Origin of the sequence: Rhodococcus sp. G-MC3, from assembly GCF_030063335.1 — a bacterium.
Taxonomy (GTDB): Bacteria; Actinomycetota; Actinomycetes; order Mycobacteriales; family Mycobacteriaceae; genus Rhodococcoides.
In genome coordinates, this window is sequence record NZ_JASISW010000014.1 from 124,941 (window position 1) to 141,976 (window position 17,036).

The window sequence follows — 17,036 nt, forward strand, 5'->3', positions numbered from 1 at the left end:
TGCCAAACGCCGATAACCTGAAGTCATGAGTTCTGATGCATCTTCTGAGTCTGCGACCAGTGCAGCCCGATTCTCGTCCGAGATCTACTCGTTGCGACTGGCCCGAGCAGCGGAGTACGCGGCCGAGGCAGGAATTGCTGCACTGCTGATCACACCCGGATCCGATCTGCAGTATCTGCTCGGTTCACGAGCGAGCTCGTTCGAGCGGCTCATCTGCCTGGTGATTCCGTCGGACGGCGCGGAACCGTTCATCGTCGTACCACGTCTCGAACTTGCTGCGCTGAAAGCGTCTGCGGTCGCGGAATTGGCGCTCAGGGTCCTCGACTGGGTCGACGGTGTCAGTCCGTATTCCCTCGTCGCCGGCGCCCTGGAGCACGGCGCCACCACGGCGGTCGACGACGCGATGCCCGCACTGCACTTCGTGCCGATCGCCGACGCGGTCGGGAGCACTCCGATCCTCGCCACCGCGGTGTTGCGCCGGTTGCGCATGCAGAAGGACGACGCAGAGATCGACGCCCTGCGGCGTGCGGGTGCGGCAATCGACCGAGTTCACGCTCGCATGGGCGACTTTCTCGTTGTGGGTCGCACTGAGGCCGACGTTGCATCGGATATTGCGACGGCGATCCTCGAGGAGGGACATACCGAGGCCGCCTTCATTATCGTCGGGTCGGGCCCGCACGGTGCCGACCCGCACCACGAGGTGTCCGATCGCGTCATCGAGTCCGGGGATGTCGTGGTGATCGACATCGGTGGACCCGTCGCGCCGGGATACAACTCGGACTCGACGCGTACCTATGTGATGGGTGAGCCCGCGCCCGACACCGCCGCGCAGTACGCGATCCTCGAGCGTGCACAGCAGGCGGCTGTCGACGCTGTGCGCCCAGGAGCCACCGCCGAGGCGATCGATGCCGCTGCGCGGGAGATATTGGTGGCCGAAGGGCTGGGTGAGGTGTTTCTGCATCGGACCGGACACGGAATCGGTCTGTCGGTGCACGAGGAGCCGTACATCGTCGCCGGCAACGACATCGTGCTCGAGGCCGGGATGGCTTTCAGTATCGAACCGGGAATCTATTTCCGGGGACAATGGGGCGCCCGTATCGAGGACATCGTGATCGTCACCGCAGAAGGATGCGAACCGGTCAACCTGCGACCCCACGGACTTGCCGTCCTTCCGGACGCAGGCGCAGCGGTCCGCTCAGCGGTCCAGTAGCGACCTGGAACCGAGCACTCGTCGCACGGTGATCCGAATGACCACCCGTTCCGGATTCTCGCGTGGCACTCGGTAGCGACCGGCGTAGCGCTGCTCACCCTCGAGGACGTCGTCCTTGTCGGTGAGTACCTCCGACGGGCCTTCCAGCGTCAGCCACCGGGCGCCATCGACCTGACTGACCGCCGCGTAACCCCCGCGCGCTGCGTTGATGGCCTTCTGCGTCTTTCTGCCGGTGATGACCCGCACGGCAGAGTTGGCAGGATCCCACGTGAATCCGACGGCGACGACGTGAGGAGTCCCGTCCTTGCGCAGCGTGGTCAAGGTTGCGAGATGACGCTCGGACAGAAACTCCGTCGCTGCAGGACTCAGAGATGTCGAATCAGCTGGCCGGTTCACAGGGGTGCTCTCCATCCCGCCAACGTTAATCGGCCAGAATGTCGGGTGTGACTGCCCCTGCTGACAACGACACTCTTCTGATCCTCGGCGGCCGAAGCGAGATCGGGCTGGAAGTCGCGACGCGTCTGGCCGCCGGACGCACCGTCGTCCTGGGGGCCAGGCGTAGTACCGATCTCGGGACTCAGATCGAGGCCGTGAAGGCCGCAGGCGCGCGCTCTGTCGCCGTTGCGGAGTTCGACGCCGACGATCTCGCTTCGCACGCGGAGGTGCTGGCATCGGTGGTCCGCGCTCATGGGCCGCTGTCCACGATCGTGCTGGCATTCGGAATCCTGGGTGAACAGTCGCGTGCGGAGACAGACGCCGCCCACGCGGTGTCGATCGTGCACACCGACTACGTTGCCCAGGTATCGATGCTCACCCACGCCGCTGCGCTGTTTCGTGCGCAGCGCCACGGCCAACTCGTCGTCTTCTCCTCTGTTGCAGGAGTTCGCGTACGGAAGGCGAATTATGTATACGGCTCGGCGAAGGCAGGCTTGGACGGCTTCGCCAGTGGACTGTCCGATGCGCTTGTCGGTTCCGGAGTGTCGCTACTTCTCGTGCGGCCAGGCTTCGTCATCGGGTCCATGACGGAGGGCATGACTCCGGCCCCGTTCTCCAGCACTCCCGATCAGGTCGCTGACGCGGTTGTCCGGGCCCTCGTGCGTGGCCGAGCCCGCGTCTGGGTTCCGGGAGTGCTGGCCCCGATCTACTTCTTGCTGAAGATGGCACCGGCGTGGTTGTGGCGAAAGATGCCGCGTTGATGGCCAACGACCGCCTGATAGACGTCGTCGGGATCGGCGCCGACGGATGGGAAGGACTGTCGGAATCGGTGCGAGCGGTCGTTTCCGAAGCCGATGTGGTCTTCGGGTCGACGCGCCAGCTCGCGTCGATTCCGGTTCCACGCGAGCGGCAACGCACGTGGCCCAGTCCACTCCTGCCGGCACTGCGCTCGTCGATCGACGAGTTCGAGGGCAGCCGAATCTGTGTTCTTGCCAGCGGCGATCCGATGTTCTACGGAATCGGCGTCAGCTTGGTGCGCGAATTCGGAGCATCGCAGCTACGGGTCATTCCGGCTCCATCGTCGTTGTCGCTCGCGTGCGCGCGGCTCGGGTGGGCCGTGCACGGCGTAACGACAGTGAACCTCGTCAATGCCGCTGTGTCGGTGCTGCTTCCGGCCCTCAGTGACGGTGTGAAAGTGCTGGCACTGTCCAGAGATCACGAAACGCCGGTCGCGGTGGCGACACTTCTCCGCGACTCGGGTTTCGGGGCATCGCACATGAGAGTTCTGGAACAATTGGGCGGGCCGACCGAACACATCGTTGCCGGTACGGCTGCAGAGTGGACTGCCCCTGCGGGGGATCGGCTCAACGTGATTGCGATCGAGTGCATCGCCGATCCGTCACGTACCAGACTCACACGCATGCCAGGTCTTCCGGACTCGGCCTACGACGGCGACGGACAGCTCACCAAGAACGAGGTGCGCAGTCTGACTCTGTCGGCTCTCGCACCGTCGCCCGGTGAGTCTCTATGGGATGTCGGCGGTGGGTCGGGGTCGATTGCCATCGAATGGATGCGGACCGATCCGACCTGTCGCGCGACGATTTTCGAGTCCGTGCCTCGACGCCGCGCGCACATCACCGCCAACGCGTCGGCGCTGGGAGTGCCGGGCCTCGACGTTCGCGGAGCAGCCCCCGGTGCGTTCGAGAACCTCGGGTCTCCGAATGCTGTGTTCATCGGTGGGGGAGTGACTCAGGTCGGCATGGTCGATACCTGCTGGTCCCACCTGCCCGACGGTGGGCGGCTTGTCGCCAACGCGGTGACCGCGGAGTCCGAAGCACTTCTGCTGCACTATTTTTCGCGTTACGGCGGATCCTTGCGGAAGTTCCAGATCTACCGTGGGGAACCACTGGGTGCCTTCACCAGCTGGCGACCGCAGCTTCCCATCGCGCAATGGGTCTGCACCAAATCGTGAAGCGCGAATTAGTGAAGACTGTGAAACCATGAAAGTTTTGGTGCTCGGCGGTACGTCGGAGTCGAGAACGCTTGCGGCGCAGTTGGTCCAAGATGCGCGATTCGACGTCGTCACATCCTTGGCCGGAAGAGTGCGCGACCCACGGTTACCCGAGGGAGCGACGCGCATCGGTGGGTTCGGCGGAGTGGACGGTATCGCGCGATGGATCAGGGAGAACGCAATAGACGTCGTCGTGGACGCGACGCACCCATTCGCCGCGACCATCTCCCGACATGCAGAGTCGGCGGCAGAAGCCACTGGGATTCCCCTGCTCGTCGTTCGGAGGGCTGCGTGGAGTCCTGAGGCCGGCGACAACTGGATAGATACGGCGAACATCGACGAGGCTGCACACGTTGTCGAGTCGAACTCGCGTCGAACATTTCTGACGATCGGACGGCAAGGCGTTCCGTCGTTCGCGCATGTCGACCGAACATGGTTCCTGATCAGGAGCATCGATGCACCTACCGGCGAGATGCCACGGAACCACGAAATGATGCTCGCTCGGGGTCCGTTCGATATCGACGACGAGATCACCACCATGCGTGATCACGACATCGACGTGGTCGTGACGAAGAACAGCGGCGGCGCGATGACCGAGTCCAAACTAGCAGCAGCGCGCACTCTCGGGATTCCGGTGGTGATGATCGCCCGTCCGTCGCTACCTACCGGCGTCTACTCCACCTCTTCGGTCGAGGATGCACTGCAATGGCTACGCATCCGTCGCTGACGCCGGATAGCGCCTGGACGTGAAAACTTGGGCACCACTGCCGGTGTCGACGACCCGGGTTTGCGAAGAGCCGATGATCAGCAGGCACCTCATGTCGATCTCGGATTGCTCCAGATCCGCCAAGCGGACCACGCGGACCGATTCTTCGGCACTGCCGACAGCACGTCCGATCACGACGGGGGTACCGGGTGCTCGATGCTCCAGGACGAGATCTCTCAGAGCCGCGACTTGCCAGATCCTTGACTTGGAGGCTGGGTTGTAGATCGCAATCGCCATGTCGGCGGCGGCTACTGCGCTCACACGCGCGGCCACGATGTCCCAGGGCTTCAGACGGTCCGACAGCGAAATGACCGCGTAGTCGTGCCCGAGGGGTGCGCCCACTCGGCTCGCGACCGCATTGGCTGCCGTCATCCCCGGCACGACGCGCACGGGGACGCCCGACCACACCGGATCGGCTGCAACCTCGACGACGGCCGCGGCCATCGCAAACACCCCCGGGTCGCCCGAAGAGACGACGACGACGCGTTTGCCGCGTTTCGCGAGGTCGAGGGCGAACGCAGCGCGCTCCGATTCGACCTTGTTGTCGCTGGCGTGGCGAACCTGGCCGGGCCGGATGTTCACGCGATCGAGGTAGGTGACGTAACCGACCAGATCGGTTGCTGCGGCGAGTTCCGCGCGGACCTCGTCGGTGGTCCACCGATCGGCACCGGGTCCTAGGCCAACGACGACAACCTCGCCGTCCGACCGCTCGTCGCCAGCACTTTCCGTCCGGCGGTTGTTCGACGGGCGGTTGTTCGACGGGCTGGGCACGATGGCGATGGAGAAGTACGGCACGTCGTCGGCGTCGACGTCGGACACATCGAGCACTCGTTGGCTCGGTGTGCTGGCACGTTCGACGTAGCGAGCTTCGTCGAGTCGCCCGGAGTCCTTCAACGCCCGCACCACAGTAGGAAACGTGCGGCCGAGCTTCATGATGGCCGCGGCGTCGGTGCCACGGAGTCGACGTGCGAGTTCGTCGGCTGGCAGGGTGCCGGGCAGAACGGTGAATACTTCGTCACGCTCGACCAGCGGCGTGCACAGAGCGGCGGATGCTGCGCTGACCGAGGTCACACCTGGAACCACCTCGACTTCGAAACGGTCCACGAGGCGTTTGTGCATGTGCATGTACGAGCTGTAGAAGAGTGGATCCCCTTCGGCGAGAAGCGCAACCGAACGCCCTGCCGACAGGTGAACCGCGAGGCGTCCCGACGCCTGTTCGTAGAACTCGTCGATGGCCCCCTGATATCCGCCGGGGTGCTCGGTGGCCTCCGTGGTGACCGGGTAGACGAGGTGTTCTTCGATGTGATGCTCGCGCATATAGGGCGCCGCGACACCGCGCGAGATACTGCGGCCGTGCTTGGCGCTGTGGAAAGCAACCACGTCGGCTTCGGCGATGACACGGGCAGCCTTGACCGTGACCAGTTCGGGATCACCCGGACCGATGCCGACCCCCCATAGCTTTCCAGCTGGGACAGTCATTCCTCTTCGCTCGCAATGGCATTGACGGCTGCAACGGTAATCGCGCTTCCCCCGCGTCTACCGCGAACCACCAAATACTCGACTCCGGTCCCCGAACTGATGAGATCTTCTTTCGATTCGGCAGCCCCGATGAATCCCACCGGGCCACCAACGATGGCTGCCGGTTTCGGCGCGCCTGCAGCGAGCATCTCGAGGAGATGGAACAGTGCCGTCGGAGCGTTTCCGATGGCGACGACTGCGCCTTCCAGTTTGTCCCCCCACAGCTCGAGGGCAGCTGCGGTGCGCGTGGTTCCCATCTTCTCGGCCAGATTCCGAACGGTCGGGTCGGAAAGAGTGCACAGCACTTCGTTGTCGGCAGGCAGTCGTCGTCGAGTGATTCCTGCCGCGACCATGTTTGCATCGCAAAGAATAGGCGCGCCCGAATTGAGCGCTGCGCGCGCGTGGACTACGACGTGTGGCGTTGCCGCAATAACGTCCGTCAGGTCCACTTCTCCGCTCGCGTGAATCATCCGCACGACTACCTGTGCAATATCCGGGGAGAACGTCGACAGGTCTGCTTCTGACCTGATGGTGGCGAAGGACTGTCGGTAGATCTCCGCACCGTCGCGGATGTAGTCGTGCATGGCGTTCACGATAGGTCAGAGACGGGCCGGTTCAGGACACCCGGTAGCCGGTGGGCCCGGCGACGACGTCGAGTACATCACCGGCAGGCCTCCCGCAGCGCCGCTCGCACCCTGACCAATGCTGCCGTTGTCCTGGCGTGATCTGCAGCGTATCGACGGCATCGGTCAGATCGGCGCGGACATCGGAATGCGATTTCTCGCAGCCCGGTGACCCGGTGCACGCACTCGCCTCGATCCACGGCGAGTTCTCGTCGAAGATCAATCCCAGCGGGGCCAGAACTCGCACGACGGTATCGGCGACGTCCTCGTCGAGATCACACACGATCAGGCTTCTCCACGGTGTCACGACAATGGGCTTGTCGACAGCAGCGAGGAATTCTGCCAACCGGGCATCGAGAGTGCCGAGTGCGAGCACACCGCCCAAGGTCACTCGGCCGTCGGATTGCGTCAACCAGCCGACAGGAGGGATGTTCTCCGATGCCACGGGGAGGCTGGTCGGTGTACCCCGCCGAAGTCCCAGCGAGGCAAGCACGCGCGCGGGTCCTTCGTCGAGTTCGCGCAGTCTCCATTCGGTCGTGCGAAATTCGACGAACGATCGAGCGGCATCGACAAGTACGTCGACCACCCTGCTCCGGTCGATACGCGCCCCCGAATCGTTACCGGCGAGAATCAGTGCATACGTCGTATCGTCGACTGCTTGAACTGCGAAGTCCGGGCCGGGAGCGATGACGTCGCCGCGCCCGTCGTCCAGTGCGAACAACGTTCGTCCGGGCAGAGCGGCCAGTTCCGGGTGCGAGATCAGGGCGAGGTCGAGGTCGGCAATCAGTTGGCGCACATCGGTCAGGCCGCCGACTCGGCCGCTGAGCGGTGACGCGAGAATATTTCGCACGCGCTCGTGGGTCGGCGACGGTAGCAGGTCCGCGTCCGCGAGCCGCCGGGCGAGTTCGTCGGTATCCGTGACCGACCGAAATTGTATGTTCCCGCGTGATGAAAGCTCCATGGAACCCGTGCTCAGGTCAGTGGCAGCCCGAGCTAGGACGAGCAACTGCTCCGAGGTGAGCCTCCCGCCGGGAAGACGAACTCGCGCCAGTGCACCGTCGGCGGCTTGATGCGCCGTCAGCGCTCCAGGACACCGGTCGGGTACGGCCCTGACCTCACCACGGTTGTCGGATCCACCGCGTGCGTTTGTCTCCGAGCTCACCTGTCCAGGCTACAAGTGCATCTTGTTCGCGGCGCGCGAGCGTTCACGCTGCACCCGCATGCATCTCTCGAACTCCGGTCGCCAGTGCTCACTCAACGCAATGTCGCTCGAGCGGGCTTCCTCGACGCTGAGTTCCACCGGAAAGCCGTAGGTGTCGTAGAGGACGAAAAGGTCGTCACCGGTGACCAGACGGTCGGACATCCGCACCAGTTCGCGCAGGCCCCGTCGCAACGTCTGGCGGAACGCCTTCTCCTCCTTCACCAAGACTGCGACCACCTCGTCGTGTCTGTCCGCGAGCTCGGGATATGCGTCGCGATACAGATCGGCAATGGTCGGCACGACCTTGTGCAGAAAGTTCTCTTCTACACCCAGTTCGAAGGCGAAGCGGGTTGCACGTCGTACGAGACGCCGCAAGACATATCCCTGCTCCTTGTTGCTGGGCAGGACCCCGTCGACTGCGAGGAAAACTGCACCGCGCAGGTGATCTGCCAGTACTCGCATCGCGGTCGTGTGGGTGTCGTAGGACTTGCCGGTGAGTGTGGACAGTTGCTCGACGATCGGCCACAGCAGACTGCTTCGGAATACGTCGGGACTATCGATCGCGGCAGCTGCAATCCGTTCGAGGCCACCTCCGTAGTCGACGTTCTTGCGAGGGAGCGTCGCGAATCCGCCCTCGGTGCGGACGTACTGCATGAAGACCGAGTTCCCGAGTTCGATGTATCGGCCGCAGTCACAGTTCTGGTGGCAGAACTTTCCGTAGGCGCCGTCGTGGACAACGTCCGGGTACAGGTAGAACACCTCGGAATCGGGGCCACCTGGTTCGCCCACCGGCATCGCCTCCGCCGCACCCGCTCGGCACCACCAGTTCTTGCCGCCGTAGAACGCAATACGCGCACCGTGATTGCCCAGCTCCCCGCCGTCGTGTTCGGTTCCGAGGTCGACTCGTTCGGCGTTGATTTCGGCAGCCTCGAACAACGCTTGCCAGATGGCTGCACTTTCGGTGTCCTTCGGTATGCCGTTGCTTTCGTCCCCGGCGAAACACGACACATAGATTCGGGAAGGATCGAGCCCGACCACCTCGGTGAGAAACTCCCAGAACCATGGGATCTGTTCGGCCTTGAAGTAGTCGCCCAGGCTCCAGTTGCCGAGCATTTCGAAGAATGTAGTGTGCCGGTTGTCGCCGACCTCCTCGATGTCCTGCACCCGGACGCACGGCTGGCTGTCCACCAGACGGTTGCCATCGGGGTGCTCGGCACCCAGCAGGTAGGGGAGCAGTTGTTGCATTCCGCTGCCGTTGAAGAGTGTTGTGGGATCGCTTCGGGGGACGAGACTTGCTCGGCCGATGGGAGTGTGTCCACGTGCTGCATAGAATTTCAGGTAAGCGCTGCGTATGTCCCCGGCATCCATCGGTCGATGGTACGAGCGACGGGCACTGTTCGGTAACATTCCGCGGCAGATGGCTTCGGCCGAGAGGAAGCCGGTGCAACTCCGGCGCGGTCGCGCCACTGTCACAGCCAGACCCTCTCCCGTGAGCCGAAACGATGACTAGCGAGGGGCGCGAATCCCTTCAGGAGGCGTTACCCGTGATCCTGCTGCTGTCCACTTCGGACACCGACCTACTCAGTGCACGTTCCAGCGGTGCCGACTACCGGTGGGGTAACCCGTCGCGACTGCTCGCCGACGACGTCACAGGCCTAGCCGATGGCGCCGATCTGATCGTCCTTCGCATTCTCGGATCGAAGCGATCGTGGGAAGAAGGCATCGACGCAGTTCTCGGGACAGGACTACCCGTCGTCGTTCTCGGCGGCGAGCAGGCACCCGACGCCGAGTTGATGGAACTATCGACGGTTCCCGCCAATGTCGCCGCGCAAGCGCACAATTATCTCGCCGAAGGCGGGCCGGAAAATCTGCACCAGCTGTTCGCCTTCCTGTCGGACACCGTGCTGTTGACCGGCTATGGCTTCTCGGATCCACTGCACACCCCGACGTGGGGGCTTCTCGACCGCACCCCAACGGTCGATGTGTCGGGTCAGTTCGCAGGTTCCGCTCCCGTTGTTGCAATCCTGTACTACCGCGCTCAGCATTTGGCAGGCAACACCGCGTACATCGACGCGCTGAGTGCGGCGGTGGAGGCCAAGGGCGGCCGGGCGCTCCCTATCTTCTGTGCCTCGTTGCGCACCGCGGAAGCAGGCCTTCTCGATGCCTTGAAGTCCGCCGACGCCATGATCGTGACCGTGCTCGCGGCGGGCGGTACGAAGCCTGCGGGCGCGTCCGCCGGCGGTGACGACGAAGCGTGGGACGTCACCGAACTCGCTGCTCTCGATGTTCCGATACTTCAGGGTCTCTGTCTCACGAGCAGCCGCGCCGTGTGGGATGACAACGACGACGGTATGTCGCCGCTCGATGTCGCCACCCAGGTCGCGGTTCCGGAATTCGACGGCCGACTCATCACCGTCCCGTTCTCGTTCAAGGAAATCGACGACGACGGACTGACGACGTACGTGCCGGACCACGAGCGGGCGGCACGCGTCGCCGGAATCGCGGTGCGTCACGCGAGGCTTCGCCACATCCCGGCGGCGGAGCGGCGGATCGCGTTGATGTTCTCGGCGTATCCGACCAAACATGCCCGCATCGGCAACGCCGTCGGCCTCGACACACCGGCGAGTGCTATCGCATTGATGTCCGATATGCGTTCCGCTGGTTACGATCTGGGCCCCGAAGACGGCCCGGATGCAATTCCGGGGTTGGCTGCCCGCGACGGTGACGCCCTGATCCATGCATTGATCGCCCGTGGTGGTCAGGATCCGGACTGGCTGACGGCGGAGCAGCTCGAAGGCAATCCGATCAGGATCTCGGCTGCTCGCTACCAATCGTGGTTCGAACAGCTACCCAGAGCGCTGACCTCTGCGGTCGAGGAGCACTGGGGGCCCGCGCCCGGAGACATGTACGTCGACCGGTCGAGCGATCCCCACGGTGAGATCGTCATCGCTGCGATGCAGTTCGGCAATGTCGTGATCATGGTGCAGCCACCTCGCGGGTTCGGCGAACGCCCGGTTGCGATCTATCACGATCCTGACCTACCGCCGAGTCACCATTACCTTGCTGCGTATCGCTGGATTCAAGCGTCGGTGGCGGACGGCGGGTTCGGCGCAGACGCAATGGTGCATCTCGGCAAGCACGGCAACCTCGAGTGGCTTCCCGGTAAGACGCTCGGCATGTCGGCGTCGTGCGGCACCGATGCAGCGCTCGGTGATCTGCCGCTGATCTACCCCTTCCTCGTCAACGACCCGGGTGAAGGCACTCAGGCGAAGCGTCGAGCGCACGCAACGCTCGTGGATCACCTGATCCCTCCGATGGCTCGTGCGGAAAGCTACGGCGACATCTCACGTCTAGAGCAGTTGCTCGACGAGCACGCCAACATCTCGGCATTGGATCCGGCGAAGCTTCCCGCCATCCGGCAGCAGATCTGGACTTTGATGACTGCCGCTCAGATGCATCAGGACCTCGGACTGGCGGAGCGTCCGGACGAGGAAGTCTTCGACGACATGCTTCTCCACGTCGACGGCTGGCTGTGCGAGATCAAAGACGTTCAGATCCGCGACGGTCTCCACATCCTCGGGCAGGAGCCGGTCGGCGACGCGGAGGTCGAGCTGGTACTGGCCATGCTGCGGGCCCGTCAGATGTGGGGCGGAGAGCAGTCTGTTCCCGGCCTTCGCGAAGCACTCGGCCTCAGCGAGGACGGCGACGAGAATCGCGTGCGCGTCGACGCCATCGAGGTGATCGCGCACGGACTCGTGGCGGCGATGCAGGTTGCCCACTGGGATCCGCGCGCTGCCGACAGCGTTGCCGGCGAGCACGGTTCGACAGTCGCCGAGATTCTTCGCTTCGCGGCGACCGAGGTCGTGCCTCGCCTGCGCGGTACCTCGCGGGAGATCGCACAGGTGCTGCACGCATTGGACGGCGGGTTCATTCCGGCGGGCCCGAGTGGTTCACCGTTGCGCGGATTGATCAACGTTCTCCCCACCGGTCGTAATTTCTATTCGGTCGACCCCAAAGCAGTGCCGTCCAAGCTGGCGTGGGAAACCGGACAGGCGATGGCCGAGTCCCTGCTGGCGCGGTACATGAAAGATCACGGCGAGTGGCCGAAGTCGGTCGGCCTGTCCGTGTGGGGAACGTCGGCGATGCGCACGTCCGGTGACGATGTGGCAGAGGTCTTCGCTCTGCTCGGGGTATCCCCGGTGTGGGACGAGGCATCACGACGGGTCACCACGCTCGCGGTAATCGATCTGGAGGAACTCGGCCGACCGCGCATCGACGTGACGGTGCGGATCAGTGGATTCTTTCGAGATGCTTTCCCTCATGTGTTGGCGCTTCTCGATGATGCGGTGCGACTTGTCGCGGCCCTCGACGAACCCGCCGATCAGAACTTCGTCCGCGCGCACGCGCAGGCAGACTTCGCTGAGCATGGCGACGAACGCCGTTCCACAACAAGAATTTTCGGTTCGAAGCCCGGCACGTACGGTGCGGGCCTGTTGCAGCTGATCGACAGTAAGACCTGGCGGAGCGATGATGATCTTGCGCAGGTCTACACGACGTGGGGCGGTTTCGCTTACGGCCGCGGCCTCGACGGCATCCCCGCGTCGGACGATATGCGCACCGCGTACAAGCGCATCGCGGTGGCCGCGAAGAACACCGATACGCGTGAACACGACATCGCGGACTCCGACGACTACTTCCAGTACCACGGCGGCATGGTCGCCACCGTGCGAGCGCTGACCGGTAAGTCGCCGGAGGCCTATATCGGTGACAGCACGAGGCCGGAGTCGGTCCGCACGCGAACACTCTCCGAGGAGACCGCTCGTGTGTTCAGGTCACGCGTGGTGAACCCGCGGTGGCTCGAAGCGATGCGCAGACACGGCTACAAGGGGGCATTCGAGATGGCAGCGACCGTCGACTATCTGTTCGGCTACGACGCAACAACAGACGTCGTCGCCGACTGGATGTACGAGAAACTGGCCGAGACCTATGTCCTGGACGAGCAAAATCAGAAGTTCATGCAGCAATCCAACCCATGGGCACTTCACGGCATCGCCGAGCGGTTGCTCGAGGCTGCCGAGCGGAAGATGTGGGCTGAGCCGAACGCACAGATTCTCGACGGTCTTCGTCAGGTCTACTTGGAAACAGAAGGGGATCTGGAGGGGGAGTAGCCGCACCGGTATTCGACGTATCCTGTGCCCATGGCCACTTTCTCGGAGATCGCTGACGGCAAGTACGTTTCGCTCACGACGTTCAAAAAAGACGGCACGCCCGTCGCGACTCCCTTGTGGGGTGCACGCGACGGTGACCGTCTTCTGGTCTGGACCACGGCAGATTCGTGGAAGGTAAAGCGCATCAAGCGAAACGCCCAGGTGACCATTGCGCCCTGTTCGGCGCGCGGGAAGGTCGAAGGCGATGCCGTAGAGGCGACAGCCGAAATCCTCGACGCTGCGGGCACGGAGAAGGCACGGTCGTTCATCTCCTCCAAGTACGGGATCATCGGCTGGCTGACCGTCAAGGGCAGTTCGCTTCGTCGGGGAAAGACCGGCACGGTCGGGATCTCTGTCGTTCCGGCCTGAGCTGGACCGATCCTCCGCGCGTCCTGGTTCGTCCTAGTTGTACCAGCGCCATTCGGTACGGAGTTCCGTGCCTGCCATCGTGGTTCTGCCAGTTGCCCACAAGAGCGTGGACAAGCTGTCTGTCCGCGCCCCGTCTGCCATCGAACTGGCCACGTCGGGGAATAGCCTCCTGAGTACGCGGCCACACAGCGCGTCCGCCGGCGCCCACTTCACGTCGGTTTCAGTGAAGATATCGAATCCGTGGACGATGAGTTCCACGGCAGCCATTGCCGTGAAACCCTCGGCGCCCGTCACTCCGTACACGTGTGCGGCCTCTACCTGTGGCGGTGTTGCGTCGGCGATTGCCAAGAAGAGTTTCGATGCCGACTCGATGACAGCGGCAAGTCCGTGGGGACCAGAATCCTTTGTGCAGTGCACGAGTTCGTTCGGTGCGCCAATACGGCGTCTCGTGGTCTGAAACGGTAGGGGGTGCGTGTATTCGGGTGCGGCCAAGGTTGCCCCGTACACGAGCAGATCGTCGGCTAGATGTTCTGCGGTCTCCCAACGCGACCACGACAGGGACCCTGCCGCATCTTCCCACCCGGACGGCTCCAGCCGAACCACACCCTCGATGAGCGTTGCCGCCAGCGTCCGAACGTCGTCGGTACGAATCAACACTGCTGACTCCATGGCCGGTGATCCTGCCACCAGTGAGCCCGGCGTGTCGATCTGATGTGCCAGGCGCGCGAGCAGTCGGTGATTCTGCAGAGCGGAAGCGGGTACTCGATGTTGGGTTTCACTGTGTCGTCATCGCTCGACGCCGCAGCACCGAATCACTCCAAGGCCGCATAGTCGGTGGCGTCGACGCCACCAGAATGGAGAATCACCAATGCCTATCGCAGTGTCAGATTACAACCATGTCCGCCTGACCGTCAGCGACATCGACGTGTCCAAGAAGTTCTACGACGATGTCTTCGGGTTCGAGGTCGCCTATGCGTGGGATCCGAATGCCGACGAGGAAACGAAGAAGTCGCTGTGGTTTCTGTTCGGTGGCGTCATCTACACGTTCCCAGGCGGGTTGTTCGGCCTACGTCCCGTCGCGAAGGACCAGGACACTTTCGACGAGGACCGCACCGGTCTCGACCACCTCAGCTTCAGCGTCTCCTCGCACCAGGATCTTCAAGATGCGGTGACAACCTTGGACTCGCTGGGCATCGAGCACGAACAGATCAAGGGTGCAGGCCCCGGTCTGTCCATCATCGAGTTTCGCGATCCTGACAACATTGCACTGGAGATCTCCGGTCCCAGTGAATAACTACTCGAGCGAAGAACAACTGCTCGCGTGAACTGATGTCGGGTGAACAGCTAGCGCGCTGCGCTCACCGAGGACATGTGGAAGTCCGGAATCCGCAACGTCGGCATCGCCGTGCGGGTGAACCAGTCCTTCCATTCCCGGGGCAGCGTCTTCGACGTAGCCCCGGCCTCGGTAGTGCGGCGTAGCAGATCCAACGGGCTCTCGTTGAATCTGAAGTTGTTGACGGCGCCCGCCACTTTCCCATCCTCGATCAGGTAGACGCCATCGCGCGTGAGTCCGGTCAGGAGCAAGGTTGCCGGATCGACTTCACGGATGTACCACAGCGTGGTGAGCAGAAGTCCACGCTCGGTGCTGGCGACCATGTCGTCGATGTCGGCAGCACTGCCTCCGCGCAGGATCAAGTTGTCGCCAGGAATTGTCGCGTCCGTCCGGTACTTCTGTGCAGCGAAGCGCGGGTACGCCAGTGCGTTGACCGTCCCCTCGCGAATCCACTCGACTCTGGAGGTGGGTAACCCGTTGTCGAACAACGAGACCGAGTCGTTCGACGTCCCTGTTGCCAGGAACGGTGAGTATTCCAATCCGGGTTCGAGTGGGTCCGAGTACAGCGTCAGCGGCAGCTTCCCGAGCTTTTCGCCAATTCTGGTCCCGCCTGCCCGGGAAAGTGCAGTGTGTCCTTCCTGGGCGCCCCGTCCCTCCATCGTCCACATCAGATAGATCATCAGATCTGCTACTGCAGAGGGCGGAAGTATCGTCTCGTATCGTCCGGCGGGTAGATCGAGACTCGTCGAAGCCCAATCGAGGCGCGTGGACAGCTCGCTCAGCAGACGCTCGACTGCAACGTCGTCGAACGACGTAGTCCCGGCTCCGACCCAGGCACTGGCGCCATGCCGTTTACCATTTATTTCCACCGAACCCGTGGGTTGGGTGAATCGGTGGCGGATCCCGGTGGAGGACCCTAGCCACACAGTTTCCACCTGGTGATGCGCGAATCCGTAGAGCAGGTCCGCTCCGTCGAAGCCTGTCGCAAGGCCACCGGTCAACGAGCCGAACACGTCGATATCAGTGCGCCGCGGTGAGTCCTCCCACGTCTGAGGAGTAGAGGTGCCCTGTATCAAGGCAACAGCATCTTCGGCTACGTCTGCTGTGCGTGCTGTCTTTTCAGCTTCGCGGACCACCGAAGATATATCGTCCGGGTCGACCGATGTCGAGGACACCGTAGCTACTCGTGCGCCTGCGACATCCCGAATTATGGAGACGACAGTCCATCGCCTGGATGTCGAAATTCCGTTGGTGGTCATGGAACTTCCTGCCCACCGAAGCGATGCCTCGCTCGAATTGGTGACGATGACGATCGTTTCGTCGACGGTGGCTGCGGCAAGTGCGCGCTCGACCACATCGTGTCCCGATATCACTGGCCGGCCTCCGATCGTGTGTTCAGGACATTGACGCCTCGAAAAAGCGCGGCAGGGCATCCGTGGCTGACAGCGGCCACTTGCCCCGGCTGCGCTTTTCCGCAGTTGAACGCCCCGCCCAACCGCCAAGTCGACTCGCCGCCGACGAGTTCCATCGACCCCCAGAAGTCGGTGGTGACGGCCTGGTAGGCGACGTCGCGGAGTTGTCCGTCCAGGCGCCCGTCGCGAATGCGAAAAAATCTTTGACCGGTGAACTGAAAGTTGTATCGCTGCATGTCGATCGACCAGGATTTGTCGCCGACGATGTAGATTCCGTCGTCGACTGCCGCAACCAGGTCGTCGATGGTGCGGTCGACGTGCGGGTCCGGCGACAGCGACACGTTGGCCATCCGTTGGATCGGTACGTGGTGCGGTGAGTCTGCGTAGGAGCAGCCGTTGGATCGCTCCAGCCCCAAACGAGGTGCGAAAACACGGTCGAGTTGATAGCCCACCAGGGTGCCGTCGCGGACGAGATCCCATTTCTGGGCGGCGACACCATCGTCGTCGTAGCCGGTGCTGGCCAGTCCGTTGGGTTCGGTCCGATCGGCGGTGACGTGCATTGCGGGGCTGCCGTACTTCAGTGTTCCCAACTTGTCCAGGGTGGCGAACGAGGTTCCCGCGTACGCGGCCTCGTACCCGATAGCACGATCGTATTCGGTTGCGTGACCAATGGATTCGTGGATCGTGAGCCACAGGTTTGTGGGATCTATGACGAGGTCTTTCCTGCCCGGATCGACTGTCGGAGATTTTATTTTCTCGGCAAGCCAGTACGGGATTCGTTCGAGCTCGTCGGACCAGTCCCACGTGCTGCCCACGCCGAGGTATGAACCGCACCGGTGAGTCCGGAGACTTGGTTTCGTGTGAGTTCGGTCAGCTCGCGAGCTGATCCGATTGTCGAGTGTAGTGGAGCTGTTCGCATTCGATCGGCGGGATGTCGCCGCAGAATCCGTA

At 63.1% G+C, this 17,036-nt stretch carries 15 protein-coding genes; 7 read left to right on the forward strand and 8 right to left on the reverse strand.

Translation table 11 applies throughout. From position 1 onward, the window contains the following. Positions 1–25: 25 nt before the first annotated feature. Complete coding sequence (locus QMK17_RS16825) at positions 26–1,210, forward strand: M24 family metallopeptidase (RefSeq protein ID WP_283510415.1); 1,185 nt, start codon at positions 26–28, stop codon at positions 1,208–1,210. Here the strand turns inward: QMK17_RS16825 and QMK17_RS16830 are convergent. Then, positions 1,196–1,621 carry a PPOX class F420-dependent oxidoreductase gene (locus QMK17_RS16830; RefSeq protein ID WP_283510416.1) on the reverse strand — a complete coding sequence of 142 codons (426 nt, stop codon included), beginning with the start codon at positions 1,619–1,621 and terminating at the stop codon, positions 1,196–1,198. The two genes, QMK17_RS16825 and QMK17_RS16830, sit on opposite strands and share 15 nt — an antisense overlap. 23 nt (positions 1,622–1,644) lie before the next feature. Between QMK17_RS16830 and QMK17_RS16835 the strand changes: the two genes are divergently transcribed. The 3 genes from QMK17_RS16835 to QMK17_RS16845 are packed head-to-tail and all read left to right on the forward strand — an operon-like array spanning position 1,645 to position 4,383. Further along, positions 1,645–2,406, forward strand: coding sequence for an SDR family NAD(P)-dependent oxidoreductase (locus QMK17_RS16835; protein ID WP_283510417.1), 762 nt, complete (start codon positions 1,645–1,647; stop codon positions 2,404–2,406). Then, a complete protein-coding gene (gene cbiE, locus QMK17_RS16840) occupies positions 2,406–3,617 on the forward strand; it encodes a precorrin-6y C5,15-methyltransferase (decarboxylating) subunit CbiE (protein WP_283510444.1) in 1,212 nt (403 codons plus the stop codon). The genes QMK17_RS16835 and cbiE overlap by 1 nt, the downstream gene beginning before the upstream one ends. A 28-nt stretch (positions 3,618–3,645) precedes the next feature. Next, on the forward strand, positions 3,646–4,383 hold the full coding sequence (locus QMK17_RS16845) for a cobalt-precorrin-6A reductase (RefSeq protein ID WP_283510418.1): 738 nt from the start codon (positions 3,646–3,648) through the stop codon (positions 4,381–4,383). Here QMK17_RS16845 and QMK17_RS16850 read toward each other — a convergent pair. From QMK17_RS16850 to QMK17_RS16865, 4 genes are read right to left on the reverse strand one after another with little or no spacing between them, the layout of a single operon-like run. Further along, positions 4,366–5,901: a precorrin-2 C(20)-methyltransferase gene (locus QMK17_RS16850; RefSeq protein ID WP_283510419.1), complete on the reverse strand. Its 1,536-nt coding sequence runs from the start codon at positions 5,899–5,901 to the stop codon at positions 4,366–4,368. The genes QMK17_RS16845 and QMK17_RS16850 overlap by 18 nt on opposite strands. Then, positions 5,898–6,524 carry a precorrin-8X methylmutase gene (locus tag QMK17_RS16855; protein ID WP_283510420.1) on the reverse strand — a complete coding sequence of 209 codons (627 nt, stop codon included), beginning with the start codon at positions 6,522–6,524 and terminating at the stop codon, positions 5,898–5,900. Before QMK17_RS16855 ends, QMK17_RS16850 begins: the two co-directional genes overlap by 4 nt. 31 nt (positions 6,525–6,555) lie before the next feature. After that, the gene (gene cobG / locus QMK17_RS16860) at positions 6,556–7,725 is read right to left on the reverse strand and encodes a precorrin-3B synthase (protein ID WP_283510421.1); all 1,170 of its coding nucleotides are present in this window, start codon (positions 7,723–7,725) and stop codon (positions 6,556–6,558) included. Positions 7,726–7,734: 9 nt separating this feature from the next. After that, the gene (locus QMK17_RS16865; protein WP_283510422.1) at positions 7,735–9,132 is read right to left on the reverse strand and encodes an alanine--tRNA ligase-related protein; all 1,398 of its coding nucleotides are present in this window, start codon (positions 9,130–9,132) and stop codon (positions 7,735–7,737) included. Between the two features lie 176 nt (positions 9,133–9,308). On the opposite strand from QMK17_RS16865, the gene cobN reads away from it, so the two are divergent. Together cobN and QMK17_RS16875 are read left to right on the forward strand one after the other, a co-directional pair. Beyond that, positions 9,309–12,932: a cobaltochelatase subunit CobN gene (gene cobN, locus QMK17_RS16870; protein WP_283510445.1), complete on the forward strand. Its 3,624-nt coding sequence runs from the start codon at positions 9,309–9,311 to the stop codon at positions 12,930–12,932. Between the two features lie 30 nt (positions 12,933–12,962). Continuing rightward, positions 12,963–13,340, forward strand: coding sequence for a PPOX class F420-dependent oxidoreductase (locus QMK17_RS16875; protein ID WP_283510423.1), 378 nt, complete (start codon positions 12,963–12,965; stop codon positions 13,338–13,340). 33 nt (positions 13,341–13,373) lie between these two features. On the opposite strand, the gene QMK17_RS16880 is transcribed toward QMK17_RS16875, so the two are convergent. Beyond that, positions 13,374–14,009 carry a hypothetical protein gene (locus QMK17_RS16880; protein WP_283510424.1) on the reverse strand — a complete coding sequence of 212 codons (636 nt, stop codon included), beginning with the start codon at positions 14,007–14,009 and terminating at the stop codon, positions 13,374–13,376. A 199-nt stretch (positions 14,010–14,208) separates the two neighbouring features. On the opposite strand from QMK17_RS16880, the gene QMK17_RS16885 reads away from it, so the two are divergent. Beyond that, entirely contained in the window at positions 14,209–14,634 is a 426-nt protein-coding gene (locus tag QMK17_RS16885) for a VOC family protein (RefSeq protein ID WP_283510425.1), read from the forward strand. Positions 14,635–14,684: 50 nt separating this feature from the next. Here QMK17_RS16885 and QMK17_RS16890 read toward each other — a convergent pair whose 3' ends face one another. Both QMK17_RS16890 and QMK17_RS16895 read right to left on the reverse strand, forming a co-directional pair. Continuing rightward, a complete protein-coding gene (locus tag QMK17_RS16890) occupies positions 14,685–16,046 on the reverse strand; it encodes a metallopeptidase TldD-related protein (RefSeq protein WP_283510426.1) in 1,362 nt (453 codons plus the stop codon). Next, positions 16,043–17,036: TldD/PmbA family protein (locus tag QMK17_RS16895; RefSeq protein WP_442972780.1), on the reverse strand; the 994-nt coding region annotated here is incomplete at its 5' end. The genes QMK17_RS16895 and QMK17_RS16890, both read right to left, overlap by 4 nt.